The 14,175-nt window shown below is 70.1% G+C and carries 14 protein-coding genes; 9 read left to right on the top strand and 5 right to left on the bottom strand.

What is annotated here, in order from left to right:
* Positions 1-225: 225 nt before the first annotated feature.
* Together ACS5PV_RS19615 and ACS5PV_RS19610 are read right to left on the bottom strand one after the other, a co-directional pair.
* Complete coding sequence (locus tag ACS5PV_RS19615; protein WP_455397015.1) at positions 226-1,575, bottom strand: MFS transporter; 1,350 nt, start codon at positions 1,573-1,575, stop codon at positions 226-228.
* Positions 1,572-2,090: a PRC-barrel domain-containing protein gene (locus tag ACS5PV_RS19610; RefSeq protein ID WP_455397014.1), complete on the bottom strand. Its 519-nt coding sequence runs from the start codon at positions 2,088-2,090 to the stop codon at positions 1,572-1,574. Before ACS5PV_RS19610 ends, ACS5PV_RS19615 begins: the two co-directional genes overlap by 4 nt.
* Before the next feature lie 671 nt (positions 2,091-2,761).
* Here ACS5PV_RS19610 and ACS5PV_RS19605 point away from each other — a divergent pair.
* The 7 genes from ACS5PV_RS19605 to ACS5PV_RS19575 all read left to right on the top strand — a co-directional run bounded on the left by ACS5PV_RS19605 (position 2,762) and on the right by ACS5PV_RS19575 (position 8,339).
* A complete protein-coding gene (locus ACS5PV_RS19605) occupies positions 2,762-3,520 on the top strand; it encodes a pyridoxine 5'-phosphate synthase (protein WP_455397013.1) in 759 nt (252 codons plus the stop codon).
* Positions 3,517-3,933, top strand: a complete 417-nt coding sequence (gene acpS / locus ACS5PV_RS19600) for a holo-ACP synthase (protein WP_455397012.1) — start codon at positions 3,517-3,519, stop codon at positions 3,931-3,933. The genes ACS5PV_RS19605 and acpS overlap by 4 nt, the downstream gene beginning before the upstream one ends.
* Before the next feature lie 135 nt (positions 3,934-4,068).
* Entirely contained in the window at positions 4,069-4,860 is a 792-nt protein-coding gene (gene lepB / locus ACS5PV_RS19595) for a signal peptidase I (protein WP_099952005.1), read from the top strand.
* A gap of 100 nt (positions 4,861-4,960) precedes the next feature.
* On the top strand, positions 4,961-5,671 hold the full coding sequence (rnc, locus tag ACS5PV_RS19590) for a ribonuclease III (RefSeq protein WP_455397098.1): 711 nt from the start codon (positions 4,961-4,963) through the stop codon (positions 5,669-5,671).
* Positions 5,668-6,624, top strand: a complete 957-nt coding sequence (gene era, locus ACS5PV_RS19585) for a GTPase Era (RefSeq protein WP_455397011.1) — start codon at positions 5,668-5,670, stop codon at positions 6,622-6,624. Before rnc ends, era begins: the two co-directional genes overlap by 4 nt.
* Positions 6,624-7,553, top strand: coding sequence for a class I SAM-dependent methyltransferase (locus ACS5PV_RS19580; protein ID WP_455397097.1), 930 nt, complete (start codon positions 6,624-6,626; stop codon positions 7,551-7,553). The genes era and ACS5PV_RS19580 overlap by 1 nt, the downstream gene beginning before the upstream one ends.
* A gap of 24 nt (positions 7,554-7,577) precedes the next feature.
* Entirely contained in the window at positions 7,578-8,339 is a 762-nt protein-coding gene (locus tag ACS5PV_RS19575) for a pseudouridine synthase (RefSeq protein ID WP_455397010.1), read from the top strand.
* On the opposite strand, the gene ACS5PV_RS19570 is transcribed toward ACS5PV_RS19575, so the two are convergent.
* On the bottom strand, positions 8,328-8,612 hold the full coding sequence (locus ACS5PV_RS19570; RefSeq protein WP_455397009.1) for a type II toxin-antitoxin system RelE/ParE family toxin: 285 nt from the start codon (positions 8,610-8,612) through the stop codon (positions 8,328-8,330). The genes ACS5PV_RS19575 and ACS5PV_RS19570 overlap by 12 nt on opposite strands.
* Before the next feature lie 16 nt (positions 8,613-8,628).
* Positions 8,629-8,913, bottom strand: a complete 285-nt coding sequence (locus tag ACS5PV_RS19565; RefSeq protein ID WP_455397008.1) for a ribbon-helix-helix domain-containing protein — start codon at positions 8,911-8,913, stop codon at positions 8,629-8,631.
* A 325-nt stretch (positions 8,914-9,238) separates the two neighbouring features.
* Between ACS5PV_RS19565 and ACS5PV_RS19560 the strand changes: the two genes are divergently transcribed.
* Complete coding sequence (locus ACS5PV_RS19560) at positions 9,239-10,336, top strand: adenylate/guanylate cyclase domain-containing protein (protein WP_455397007.1); 1,098 nt, start codon at positions 9,239-9,241, stop codon at positions 10,334-10,336.
* Positions 10,337-10,666: 330 nt separating this feature from the next.
* Here ACS5PV_RS19560 and ACS5PV_RS19555 read toward each other — a convergent pair whose 3' ends face one another.
* Positions 10,667-12,286, bottom strand: a complete 1,620-nt coding sequence (locus ACS5PV_RS19555; RefSeq protein ID WP_455397006.1) for an ABC transporter substrate-binding protein — start codon at positions 12,284-12,286, stop codon at positions 10,667-10,669.
* A gap of 205 nt (positions 12,287-12,491) precedes the next feature.
* Here ACS5PV_RS19555 and ahcY point away from each other — a divergent pair, with 205 nt between their 5' ends.
* Positions 12,492-13,898: an adenosylhomocysteinase gene (gene ahcY / locus ACS5PV_RS19550; RefSeq protein ID WP_455397005.1), complete on the top strand. Its 1,407-nt coding sequence runs from the start codon at positions 12,492-12,494 to the stop codon at positions 13,896-13,898.
* The last annotated feature ends 277 nt before the right edge of the window (positions 13,899-14,175 follow it).

Here is a 14,175-nt window from a genome sequence, read left to right as displayed (position 1 = left end):
TTCTTCGCACGCGTGCGGCCCACGGTCGGGAGAGGGACGGAATGCAAGAATCCCGCCGCGACCTCTCCGTCCTCTCCCGCAGGCCCCACCCGCTGTCGCAACGCGCAAGCGTCACCTTATGTTGCAGGCGAATGGTGCTGCCCACCGTTTAATCCGCCGATTCTGAACGGGAGTTGAGCGGCGTTGCGGTGCACACGGGTATCCGATGCGCGCCGCGGATGACTCTCAGGGATCTCTCGACCGCCGGGTCTCCGGCATGATCGCCACGATCAGCACCAGGGCGGCGAAGGCGACGCCCGAGAGGCCGAGGAAGGCGGCGTGGGAGCCGAAATGGTCGGCCATGTAGCCCGACAGGGTGGTGCTGGCCGCCGCCCCCAGGCCCATCGCGGTGCCGACGGCGCCGAGCGCCATGTTGAAGCGGCCGGTGCCGCGGGTGCAGTCGGCGACGACCAGCGGCACCATCACGCCGAGAACCGCGGCCGAGATGCCGTCGAACACCTGAACCGCCACCAGCAATTCGGGCGCGTCGGTATAGGCGAAGAGCAGGCCGCGGATCGGCAGGGCGGCAAAGCCCAGGATGAGGAGCGGGCGGCGGCCATAGGCCTGGGCGGCGCGGCCGACGGCGGGCGCGATCAGCGCCATCACCAGCTGCGGGGCCATGATGCAGGCGGCGATCAGGATCGTGGCGGTCTGACTCGTGCGGACCGTGAGCACGCTGCCGACGAGCGGCAGCATCGCCGCGTTGGCGACGAAGAACAGGGTGATGCAGGCGGCAAAGCACAGGAGCGCCCGGTTGGTGACGACGAGCTTCAGGCTCTCCCAGCCGCTCGGCGCCCTGCCGCCCTCGGGATTCTGCGGGCGCACGAGATCGATCTCGCTCGCGCGCACGAACCACAGGGCGGCGAGCGTCGGCAGCGCCAGGGCCGCGGTGACGTAGAACACCGCCTCGCTCGAGAGATAATAGCCGCAGGCGCCCATGCCGGCGGCCGCGAGCGCGTTGCCGATCGAGGAGAAGCGGGCGTTGCGCCCGAGGCGTTCGCCGAGGCCCGCATGCCCCACGAGGCCGAGGCTGATCGCCGCGATGGCCGGCGTCAGCGTGCAGCTCGCGATCGAGTGCGCCGCCATCGACAGCGCCACGATCAGGAAGGTCGGGAACAGCGCGAGGCCGGCGGCGGAGACGCCGATCACCGCCACCGACAGGGCGGCGACGAAGCGCTTGGACGTCACCCAGTCGACGAAGGCGCCGCCCGGCACCTGTCCGAACAGGCTGAACAGGCCGCCGATGGTGAGAACGAGCCCGATATCGGACTGCGTCCAGCTCTGCGAGGTGAAGTAGACCGCCACGAACGGGCCGAAGCCGGTCTGGAGGTTGGCGACGAAGAACGTGAACGCGTCGAGCCCGCGGCTGCTGGTGAGCGAGGGCGCCGGCTTCTCGCGCCGCCGGCCCAGGGACGCGCCGGCCCGGTCCCGCTCGCGGGCCGGATCGGGCCGAGGGTCCGGCCGCGTCTCGGTGCGGGGGACCTCCCGGTCGCGGTGGGCGAGGGGGCGGCGATGGGCCGGGCGCGGTCGCGTCATTTGTCCGGCGGGTTGCGCGCCGCGGCCTCGTCGGGGGCCGGGGGCGTGGCGGGCGCGGCGGCATTGGGCGCCGGCGTGCCGGGGCCGGGCGCCGGCGGGGTGGCGGCCGAGACCGGGGCCGGCACGGGTCCGGCGGGGCCCAGCACCACGATCGGGTCGCCGGGCTTGTACTCGGGCGAGACGCGCACCTGGTTGCGGTTGAGCTGAAGCACCGCGCGGCCGGGCTTGTTGTCGGCCGAGAAGTGCAGGGCACGCCAATCGACCGCGATCTTGCGCGAGCCGACGCCGAGGAAGCCGCCGAAATCGATGATCGCGGCCCGCGGCCGGCCGTCCTTGTCGACGATGATGTCGATGATCCGCCCCATATCCTCGCCGGCGGCGCTGCGCACCGGCTTGCCGAGGACGCCGTCGTAATCCTGGGTGTCGAGGACCGTGGCCGGCGTGCCGGGCGGGATCGCCGGGGCCTGCGCGGCAGGTGCCGGCGCGGGAGCCGGGCTCGCCGGGGCCTGATTCACGGGCGGCTGGCTCGCGGGAGCCTGCGCGGCGGGCGGCGGCGTCGCGGGCGCGGGTACGGCCGGAGCGGGAGCGGCGGGAGTCGGTGCGGGCGCCGCCGGGGTGGAGGCCGCCGGGGGTTTTGGAGCGTCCGCGGGCGCCGAGCCCTGCTGCGCCTGCACCGCCGTCACGGCCGAGAGTGCAGCGGCGGCCGCCAGAATCGTCCGCAGGGTTCCTGACAAGCGGGCCTCTCGCTGGGTCATACGGAGCGTCCAACCGGAAACCGCGGCCGGCGGTTCCGACGGTGAGCGGTCGGGATGGGGGAGGAACGCGGCGAAGTTGTGGGGGCGGGGCGGCAGGGGCAGCCGGGCGGGCGCGTCACCGCCGCGGTCGAGCCGTCGAGCAGACATCGTGGGCCTCCGGGGCGGGCGCGGCGGCCCGCCCGAGCATCGGTCGTCGGGTTGTCGCGGCGGGGCCTTCGTGCCGGACGCACATCCGGCCCCGCGCCGCGGAAGACGCACACTGCGGCGCAAGCCGCGAGGTGTCCAGGCGAAGGCCCGGCCTCCCGGCGCTTTCTCGGGGGAGTGTGTGGTTCTGCCCTGCCGGCGGCTGGCAGGGCCGCCTTGGCGAGGCTATTTGGCGACGCTACATCGCGGGCGTTCCTCCTCGAGACCCCGCCCGAGAAGCCCGCCCGATGTCCGCCTCCCCCCTACGCCTCGGCGTCAACGTCGATCACGTCGCCACCCTGCGCAACGCCCGCGGCGGCACGATGCCGGACCCGGTGCGCGCGGCGCAGGCGGCGATCGCGGCCGGGGCCGACGGCATCACCGCCCACCTGCGCGAGGACCGGCGCCACATCCGCGACGCCGACGTCGAGCGGCTGCGGCGCGAGATCGACCGGCCGCTGAACTTCGAGATCGCGGCGACCGAGGAGATGCTCGGCATCGCCCTGCGCCTCAAGCCCCACGCCGCCTGCCTCGTGCCGGAGAAGCGCGAGGAGCGCACCACCGAGGGCGGGCTCGACATCATCGGCGGCCGCGAGCACCTGGCGCCGGCCATCACGCGCCTCAACGAGGCGGGGATCCGGGTCTCGCTGTTCGTCGAGCCGGAGGTGCACGTGATGGAGGCCGCCCGCGCGCTTCGCGCGCCGGTGGTCGAGCTGCACACCGGCACCTATTGCGAGGCGGTGATCGCGGGCGACCGCGACAAGGTTCGGGCCGAGCTGGCGCGGCTTTCCCGGGCCGCCGAGCACGGGTACGCCCTCGGGCTCGAGATCCATGCCGGCCATGGACTCACCACCGACAGCGTCGGGCCGGTGGCGGCCCTGGCGCCGATCCGCGAGCTGAATATCGGCCACGCCCTGATGGCCGAGGCGATCTTCGACGGGCTGTCCTCCGCGATCCGGGCGATGCGCGCGGCGATGGAGGCCGGCCGCACGGGAGTCGCCGCATGATCGTCGGCATCGGCTCCGACCTGTGCGACATCCGCCGGATCGAGCGCTCGCTCGAGCGCTTCGGCGACCGCTTCACCCACCGGGTGTTCACCGAGGGCGAGCGTGCCCGCAGCGACCGCCGCGCTGCCCGGGCTCCCTCTTACGCGCGGCGCTTCGCCGCCAAGGAGGCCTGCTCGAAGGCGCTTGGCACCGGGATGAGCCACGGGGTGTTCTGGCGCGACATGGAGGTGGTGAACCTGCCCGGCGGCCGGCCGACCCTGCGCCTCACCAACGGCGCCGCCGCGCGCCTTGCCACCCTGATCCCGGCGGGCCACCGCCCGGTGGTCCACGTCACGCTGACCGACGATCCCCCGCTCGCCCAGGCCTTCGTCATCATCGAGGCGCTGCCGGAAGAACGACCTGCGGAGGGGTGATTCGGTCTCCGCAGCCGCCGCGCGTTGCGGGCGGGCAAGCGTTGGTCTAGACCCCCCGCACCGCGCATAAAGCCGGCCGCGTGCCCTCGGCGGGTGCCCAGGCGATAGCTGCACGGACCGCCGGAGAGAAAGAGCATGGATCGCGCACGCACGGACCAGGACCTGAAACGCGGCAAGGATGCCGGCCTCTGGGACTCGATCAAGGAGACCGTCAAGGTCGGCGTCCAGGCGCTGCTGATCGCCGTCGTGGTCCGCACCCTGCTGTTCCAGCCGTTCAACATCCCGTCCGGCTCGCTGATCCCGACCCTCCTGATCGGAGACTACCTCTTCGTCTCGAAGTACTCGCTCGGCTACTCCAAGTACTCGCTTCCGTTGAGCGAGTACCTGCCGTTCGAGGCCAAGGGCCGGATCTGGGGCGCGTCGCCCAAGCAGGGCGATATCGTGGTGTTCAAGCTGCCGAAGGACAACGCCACCGACTACATCAAGCGGGTGATCGGGCTGCCGGGCGACCGGATCCAGGTGATCGAGGGCGTGCTCAACATCAACGGCCGGCCGGTGAAGCGCGAGCGCATCGCCGACTACTCGACCACCGACGCCTTTGGCCAGCCGACCCTGGTGCCGCAATACCGCGAGACCCTGCCCAGCGGCGTCACCCACGAGATCATCGAGCGCGACGGCGACCGCGGCCTGTGGGACAACACCCAGGTCTACACCGTGCCGCCGAACCACTTCTTCATGATGGGCGACAACCGCGACAACTCCACGGACTCGCGCGACCTCGGCAATGTCGGCTACGTGCCGTACGAGAACCTGATCGGCCGGGCCGAGGTGATCTTCTTCTCGATCGACGAGGGCGCCGCCGCCTGGCAGATCTGGAACTGGCCGTGGACGGTGCGCTGGAACCGGCTGTTCAAGCCGATCCACTGACGGGAGCGTGACGAGCTTGAGCGAGCCCGACGCCGCCACGCCGCAGGCCGAGCCGCCTGCCCCCGCCCCGGGCGAGGCCCCGCCGCGGCGCAAGCGCGGGATGCGGCGCCGGCCCGACTTGTCGGTGCTGGAGGAGCGCATCGGCCACCACTTCGCCGACCGCGACCTCCTGGTGCGGGCGCTCACCCATGTCAGCGCCACCAACGGCCGCGGCAGCTACCAGCGCCTGGAATTTTTGGGCGACCGGGTGCTCGGGCTGGCCGTCGCCGACGGCCTCTACAACGCCCTGCCGGGTGCCGACGAGGGCGACCTGTCGCGGCGCCTGTCGAGCCTGGTGCGGCGCGAGAGCTGCGCCATGGTGGCCAATGCCTGGGAGGTGGGGCCCCACCTCAACCTCGGCGGCGGCGAGGTCCATGGCGGCGGGCGCCGCAACTCGGCGATCCTCGCCGACGTCTGCGAGGCGATCCTCGGCGCGGTCTTCCTCGATGCCGGGTACGCTGCTGCCAAGGCGGTGATCGACCGCGCCTTCGAGGCCGACCGGCAGACGGAGGGCACCCGCAGCCGCGACCCGAAATCCGCGTTGCAGGAATGGGCGCAGGCGCAGGGCTGGCCGACGCCGGTCTACGAGGTGGTGGAGCGGGCCGGGCCCGACCACGCGCCGCAATTTCGTATCGAGGCCCGGGTCACCGGCGTCGCGCCCGGCATCGGCATCGGCGGCTCGAAGCGCCTGGCCGAGCAGACCGCCGCGCGCGCGCTGCTGGTGCGCGAGGGGCTGTGGACCGGGGACGAGCCCGGGGAGCAGGCAGAATGACGGACGACACCACCCCAGACATCGACGGCACCGGCCCCGAAGAGGCCGGCCCGCCGCAGGACACCCGGGCCGGCTTCGTCGCCCTGATCGGCGTGCCGAATGCCGGCAAGTCGACGCTCCTCAACAGCCTCGTCGGCACCAAGGTGTCGATCGTTTCGCGCAAGGTGCAAACCACCCGGGCGCTGGTGCGCGGCATCGCCATGGAGGGCGCGGCGCAGATCGTGCTCGTCGACACCCCCGGCATCTTCGCGCCCAAGCGCCGCCTCGACCGGGCGATGGTGACCTCGGCCTGGAGCGGCGCCGCCGATGCCGACGCGGTCTGCCTCCTGATCGACGCCCGCAAGGGCGTGGACGAGGAGGTCGACGCGATCCTCTCCCGGATGCCGGAGCTGAAGCGCCCGAAATACCTGGTGCTCAACAAGATCGACCTGATCGCGCGCGAAAAGCTGCTGGCGCTCGCCGCCGCGCTCGACGAGCGGGTCAGGTTCGAGCGCATCTTCATGATCTCGGCGCTCACCGGCGACGGGGTCGACGACCTGCGCCGCGAACTCGCGACCCGGATGCCGCCGAGCCCCTGGCTCTACCCCGAGGACCAGGTCTCCGACGCGCCGCTGCGGATGCTCGCCGCCGAGATCACCCGCGAAAAGATCTACGACCGGCTGCACGAGGAGCTGCCCTATTCCTCGACCGTCGAGACCGACCAGTGGCAGGTCCGGCCCGACGGCTCGGTGCGAATCGAGCAGACGATCTTCGTCGAGCGCGAGAGCCAGCGGAAGATCGTGCTCGGCAAGGGCGGGCAGACCATCAAGGCGATCGGCCAGGCCGCCCGCATCGACATCGCCGAGGCGGCGGAGGCGAAGGTCCACCTGTTCCTGTTCGTGAAGGTGCGCGAGAACTGGGCCGACGACCCGGAGCGCTACCGCGAGATGGGCCTGGAATTCCCGCGCGGCTGATCCCTGTGACCGATTCGATTTCCCCCCGTCCGGGCGTCTACGGACACCCGCCCGCCGACCTCGTCGAGGTGGCGGACGACGCCGTGCAGCTCTCGCCGCTGGTGCCCGGCGGCACGCCGCTCGAGGATCTGGCGCCGGGCTCGCTCCCCGGCCTGACCGTGCTGGCGCCACCCGGCACCCTGGAGCGCCGCCACGTGCTGGCCTTGGGGCTCCGGGCGCTCGCGCCCGGCGCGCCCCTGACCGTGCTCGCTCCGAAGGACCGGGGCGGCTCGCGGCTTTCCCGCGAGCTCTCGGGCTTCGGCTGCCGCCTCGACGAGAGCGCCAAGCGCCACCACCGCATCGTCCGCACGGTGCGGCCCGACGCGCCGACCGGGCTCGACGAGGCGATCACCGAGGGCGCACCCCGGCGCCTCGACGACCTCGGCCTGTGGACGCAGCCGGGCATCTTCTCGTGGAACCGGATCGATCCCGGCACCGCCCTGCTGATCGAGAACCTGCCGGCCCTGTCCGGACGCGGCGCCGATCTCGGCTGCGGCCTCGGCATCCTCGCCCACGCCGTGCTGGCCTCGCCCAAGGTGACGGCGCTGGCCCTGGTCGACAACGATCGCCGGGCCGTCGAGGCGTCGCGGCGCAACGTCGACGATCCGCGCGTGACGGTGACATGGACCGACGCCCGCGCCGCCGACGCCGTGCCCGAGCGCCTCGACTTCGTGGTGATGAATCCGCCCTTCCACGACGGCGGCGCCGAGGACCGGGCGCTCGGCCAGGCCTTCATCCGCCGCGCGGCTGCCGCCTTGCGGCCGGGCGGGACGCTGTGGCTCACCGCCAACACCCATCTGCCCTACGAGGCGACCCTCGGGGAGGTGTTTCGCGAGGTGACGCAGCGGGCCGCCGCCCACGGCTACAAAATCCACGAGGCGCGCAAATGAGCGGCAAGACATGAGCGACCTGCGATGACCGGCAAGGCGAAGGTGGCGTCGGTCCGGCTCGACCGGCTGCTCGCCAATCTCGGCTACGGCTCGCGCCGCGAGATCCAGATGCTCGCCCGCGCCGGAAGGGTCGTCCTCGACGGCTCGGCCCTGCGCGACGCCGACGGGCGCATCGCCCTCGATCCCGACCTGACGTCCCGCCTCACCGTCAGCGGCAAGCCCCTCGATCCGCTCCCCGGGATGGCGCTGATGCTGCACAAGCCGCTCGGGGTCACCTGCTCGCACAAGGAGGCCGGCCCGCTCGTCTACGGCCTGCTGCCGCCGCGCTGGCGCCAGCGCGAGCCGGCCCTCTCCACGATCGGCCGCCTCGACAAGGAGACCTCCGGCCTGCTGCTGCTCACCGACGACGGGGCGCTCCTGCACCGGATCATCTCGCCGAAGGCCAGCGTCTCGAAGCGCTACCAGGTGACGCTGGATCGCCCCTTGCGCGGCGACGAGGGCGCGATCTTTGCCTCCGGCACGCTGATGCTGGAGGGCGAGGAGAAGCCGCTGCTGCCGGTCGCCCTGGAGGTGCACGGCCCAACGAGCGTCGCCGTGACCCTGACGGAAGGGCGCTACCACCAGGTCCGGCGGATGTTCGCGGCGGTCGGCAACCACGTCACGGCGTTGCACCGCGATCGCGTCGGGGCGCTGGACCTGCCGGCGGACCTGGAGCCCGGGCAGTACCGGGTGATGGGGGAGGGGGATGTGGCGAGGGTATTCGAGCAAGCCTCCTCAGACACCTAGGCTCCAATCCCGGCGGCCGTCGAGCACGGCGACGATCTCGACCGCATCGATGGGCCCGTCGTTCGTGTCCGGCGTGATTTCGTAGAGGATAATGTAAGGCGGTTCGATGAGGACCCGCACGGCACTGCGGATATCAGGGCGCCGCGGACCCATCCTCGGATATTTTCGCAGCTTTTCGGCTCGCTGTTCAATGCGATCGTAGACGCGCTCCGCGGCTCTCTGGTTGTGCAAGCCAATCGTCAGGTAGATGTCGAGAAGGGTTTTGCGTGCCATTCGCGACCATGAAAGCCTAACTGCCACGATCGTTGCGCAAGGCAGCAAGACGTTGGCGCGCTTCTTGTCTTAGAGCTTCGAAATCGACCTCGCCAGCTGATCCGCTGGCCTTGCCATCATCCCAAGCTCGCTGCAACCGCTCGAGATCGTAGGCTCGCATCTGACGCCGGTCCGACCACAGGCGGACGGCATCGCGGACCGCTTCGCTCGTCGAGGCATATTCTCCTGCTTCGACGGCGGCGCGAATCTGCGCCGCCATTGGTTCCGGAAAGACGACTGTCATGCGCTCGATCTGCGCCATGGCGACAACTTTCTAAGGGGCTCCGGCATGGGTATGAGCATAGCATACTTATTCATACTCGACGAAGCGATTCATTCCTTGCGCCACGGCCGAGAGGGCATGCGTGTCGGCATCCGAACGAGCCCTGCTGCACGGCCTCTCCAACGACGCATGCGCAGATCGGACGCCGAACGGACCGAGCGCCGAGGCTCGACTATCCGTGTGATCCACCGGTGCGCTGCCACACGGCGTCGGAGTGCTCAAGCTTGAGAAGTTTCCGGCGATCATTGTGCTGCCACTCTTGTTAGTTCATCCATACGTCATCGCTCCCGAGCCGAGGAAGCCGATGTCGACCGGCACCGCAATCTTCTGGATCGTCATCGCGGCCGTGAGCGCCTCGTTCGGGGCCCTGCACGGCCTGCTGTTCGCCGAGGGCCCGAGTCTCCCGGGAATGCTCTACGGGACGTGCATCGGCGTCCTCGCGATCGCGTACGAGCGCGGCGTCTTCCTCGCCGGCTACACCGAGCGCCTGCGGCGGCTGCCCACCCTGGCCTACTTCGTGGCAGCCGAGATCAGCCTGGTGCTCGTCATCGTCGTCGGCATGGTGCTGACCGGCTTGGGGCTCTGGACGCTCGGCATCGTGAACAAGCCCCTGATGGGCGCGATCACCCCGAGGCTCTCCACCATCCCGTTCGCGCTGGTGATGTCGGCGATCATCGTGGCGGTCCTGCGCGTACGCGACCTGATCGGGGCTGCGACCTTCGTGAACCTGATCCTCGGCCGCTACCACCGCCCGGTCCGGGAGGAGCGCGTCTTCCTGTTCCTCGACCTCGCCGGCTCGACGGCCTACGCGGAACGGCACGGCGACGTGGCCGCGCAGGAACTGCTCACGGCGGTGTTTTCCGCGATCGCCGAGCCGGTGCGCCGCTATTGCGGCCAGGTCGACGACTATATCGGCGATCAGGTCATCGTCTCCTGGCCGCTCGCGCGCGGCATCGCACGGGCACGGTGCGTCGCCTGCGTCTTTGCGATCCGCCGGGCCCTCGACGACGACCGGGAGCGCTGGCTCGCCCGCTTCGGCCTTGTGCCCGAACTGCGCGCGGCCCTGCACGGCGGCAGCGTGGTCACGGCGGAGGTCGGCGTCGACCGGCACAAGATCGCGTATTTCGGCGACGTGATGAACGCGACCGCCCGGCTCGAAGGCCTGTGCCGGGAAACCAAGCGGGACGTGCTGATCTCGCAGGCCGTTCTCACCCGGTTGCCGCGTCTCCCCGAGGGCATCGAGGCCCAGACGCTCGGAGCGTACCACCTGCGGGGGCGGAGCGAGACGATGACGGTGCACGCCCTCACGGATGAGCGCCGGCCGCGAATCGTTGGAAGGCCAATGGAGGTCGTGTCCGGTCGCCGGGTGGCCGGTCGGGATTATGCGGTGTTGCGCGGCTGAAGATCGTCATCCCAGGATGGTGTCCGTCCGATTCGGCTGGAAACCGGGAAGCGCGGGATCCCGTCTCCTGGCCGGGCCAGCGTGTTCACACATCCCGGGTTCGGGAGCGTCTTCCCTTGAAAATCGCGCGCCTCTCCTCCCCAGGCGATCCCGGGCTTGCCCGGTATCGCTGCAAGTTGTGGGGAGGAGCTGGAGGTGGGGGTGGTGTCGCGTAGAGCGCAGAGGCTTCTCTGGCACCACCCCCACCCCTAGCCCCTCCCCACAAGGGGGAGGGGAGGTGCGCCCTCCATCAATTCGAAAGGACGAAGATATTCGCAGAGCGGCCAGCCCCTACCCCAGGGTCGTCAGATCCTGGAACCAGTGCTGCGCCTGGGTGTACCCCTTCACCTTGGCCGAGAGCGCGTGCGGGTTGGTGTCGTGCACGACCCAGACCTGCACCGCGTCGTCGACCACGATCTCGTGGATGCGCGCCAGCATCCTGTCCTGCTCGGCCGGGTCGAAGCTCGCCCGCACCGCGTCGCAGAGCCTGTCGACCTCCGGGTTGCGGTAGTGGCTCCAGTTCACGCCGGTCGGCGCGACCTGCTTCGAATCGTAGAAGCGCAGGATGGCGTAGAGCGGGTCCGAGGTGACGTAGGCGATGTTGGAGCCGGTGACGCCCTTCAGCGATGGGTCGGCGGCGCCCTGGCGCCAGGCGGTGTAGGCGACCTCCAGCTCGACCGCCTGGAATTCGAGGGCGATGCCGATCTCGGCCCAGGATTGCTGCACGAACTCGTTGATCGGCAGCGACAGCATCTGGCCCGAGCCGCCGGTCGGGATGATGAACTTCGTCCGCAGCGGGTTCTGGGGCGAGTAGCCCGCCTCCTTCATCAGCTTGCGCGCCGCGTCGACGTCGTACTTGATCTGGAAGCCCGGCTTGCCGAACCACGGGCTCGACGGCTGCACCTGCCCGACGGCCGGGGTCGCGAGCCCGCCCATCAGCGCGGCGACGCCCTCGCGGTCGATAGCGAGGTTCGCCGCCTTGCGCAGGCGCAGGTCGCGCCACGGGCTGCCCTCCAGCATCGACAGGTGGTAGTTCCAGACATGCGGCGTGTCGTTGCCGGTCACCCGCATGCCGGCGCCCTTCAGGCGCGGCACCGCGTCGGGGGCGGGCAGCTCGATCAGGTCGGCATTGCCCGACAGGAGGGCGTTGGCCCGCGACAGGTCCTCCGGCATGCAGGCGAGCGTGAGCTTGGCGAGCCGCGGCATGCGCTTGGGATTCCAGTAGGTCGGGTTCGGCACCAGTTCCAGGCGCACCCGCGGCACGAGCGCGGCCAGCCGATACGGCCCGGTGCCGGAGGGCTGGAACGCGAACTTGGTCCAGTCGCGCCCGACCGCCTCGTACTGCGCCGGCGACGAGATCAGGAACCACAGCATCTGGTAGGGAAACAGCGCGTCCACCGCCTTGGTGGTGACCTGCACCGTCATTGGATCGAGCTTCTTGTAGGACGCCACCGAGGGCAGGCGCGGGCGCACCTGCGAGGCCTGGCGCTGGTCGTAGTGGGGTGCCTTGGAATCGAGCACCTTGTCGAAGTTCCACACCACCGCGTCGGCGTCGAGACCTGAGCCGTCGTGGAACTTGACCCCCTCGCGCAGGCGAAACACCCAGTTGCGCCGGTCGGCGGGATCGCTCTCCCAGGAGGTCGCGAGCCCCGGCACCAGCTTGCCCGGCCGGTCGGCGACGTCGAGCTCCCAGGCGACCAGCGGATCGTAGAGCGTGAGCCCGGTGAACTGGTAGCCGCCCGCGCCCCGGTCCGGCTGGCCGGTGGTGAGCGGGAGATCGAACAGCGAGATGCCGTAGGTCAGGCTGCCGGACGCCGTCCCCTCGGCAAGGACCGCGCCCGTGGGCCCGAGCGCCGCGAGGGCGGAGGCTCCGGCCAAGAGCTGGCGGCGCGAGAGGGAGGTGTGACGCATCGAACAGGACCCCGGCTGGCGCGCGGCCTCTCTCGGACCGCCGCATGACGCGCCTGACGCTAGCAAGAGCCGTGCAAGCGCGGCCGGAGCGGTTGGCCCGCACCTTCGAACCGATCGCATAAAGACATCTTTATATCTTGATTGCCTCCCCGCTGGGGGGCTGCTATAGGCCCAGCCCGAAACGGCCGATACGGGGAGCCCGACCATGCCGAGCACGAACGACTACATCGTCAAGGACATCGCCCTGGCCGATTTCGGCCGCAAGGAGATCGCGATCGCCGAGACCGAGATGCCCGGCCTGATGGCCGTGCGCGAGGAATACGCCGCGAGCCAGCCGCTGAAGGGCGCCAAGATCGCCGGCTCGCTGCACATGACGATCCAGACCGCGGTGCTGATCGAGACCCTGAAGGCTCTCGGCGCCGACATCCGCTGGGTCTCGTGCAACATCTACTCGACCCAGGACCACGCCGCCGCGGCGATCGCGGCCGCGGGTATCCCCGTCTTCGCCATCAAGGGCGAGACGCTGAAGGACTACTGGGACTACACCGCCAAGCTGTTCGAGTGGCATGACGGCGGCATGCCGAACATGATCCTCGACGACGGCGGCGACGCCACGATGTTCGTGCATCTGGGGCTGCGCGCCGAGCAGGGCGACACCGCCTTCCTCGACAAGCCGACCTCGGAGGAGGAGGAGATCTTCTTCGCGCTCCTCAAGCGCATGCTGGCCGAGAAGCCGAAGGGCTGGTTTGCGGGCCTCGCCGAGTCGATCAAGGGCGTCTCGGAGGAGACCACCACCGGCGTGCACCGCCTGTACCTGCTCGCCAAGGAGGGCAAGCTCCTCTTCCCGGCGATCAACGTCAACGACGCGGTGACGAAGTCGAAGTTCGACAACCTCTACGGCTGTCGCGAGTCGCTGGTCGACGGCATCCGCCGAGGCACCGACGTGATGATGGCCGGCAAGGTCGCGATGGTCGCCGGCTTCGGCGACGTCGGCAAGGGCTCGGCCGCCTCGCTCCGCAATGCCGGCTGCCGCGTGCTGGTCTCCGAGGTCGATCCGATCTGCGCGCTTCAGGCCGCGATGGAGGGCTACGAGGTCACCACGATGGAGGATGCCGCGCCGCGCGCCGACATCTTCGTGACCGCCACCGGCAACAAGGACGTCATCACCCTCGACCACATGCGGGCGATGAAGGACCGGGCGATCGTCTGCAACATCGGCCACTTCGACAACGAGATCCAGGTCGCGGGTCTCAAGAACCTGAAGTGGCAGAACATCAAGCCGCAGGTCGACGAGATCGAGTTCGCCGACGGCCACCGCATCATCCTCCTGTCGGAGGGCCGCCTGGTGAACCTCGGCAACGCCATGGGCCACCCGTCCTTCGTGATGTCGGCCTCGTTCACCAACCAGACACTGGCCCAGATCGAGCTCTGGACCAACCCGGGCAAGTACGAGAAGAACGTCTTCACCCTGCCCAAGGCCCTCGACGAGAAGGTCGCGGCGCTGCACCTTGAGAAGATCGGCGTCAAGCTGACCAAGCTGCGCGAGGACCAGGCCGCCTATATCGGCGTCAAGCAGAACGGCCCGTTCAAGCCCGACCACTACCGTTACTGATACCATCGCCATCACCCAATGATGGAATCGGGAGCCCGGCCGGGAGGCCGGGCTCTTCTTTTTGCGTGTACGGTCCAGGGCCGCGGTTGCACGGTCGAGGAGGGAACACAGGTTCCGCCTTTGTTCTGCCCCAGGTGTGGCATTTCTGTGCTCTTGACGGTGCTCCGTAGGGCTGGCGCCGCCTTCTCCCCAAATCACCCCTTCCGGGGTGAATCCGCGCCGCGCTAAACTCCGGGCGAATCTCTGGGGAGGGGCCGGTCCGCGGATCGCGGGCGGG

This window comes from Methylobacterium sp. Gmos1, from assembly GCF_053764715.1.
This window is presented reverse-complemented; position numbering and strand designations above follow the sequence as displayed.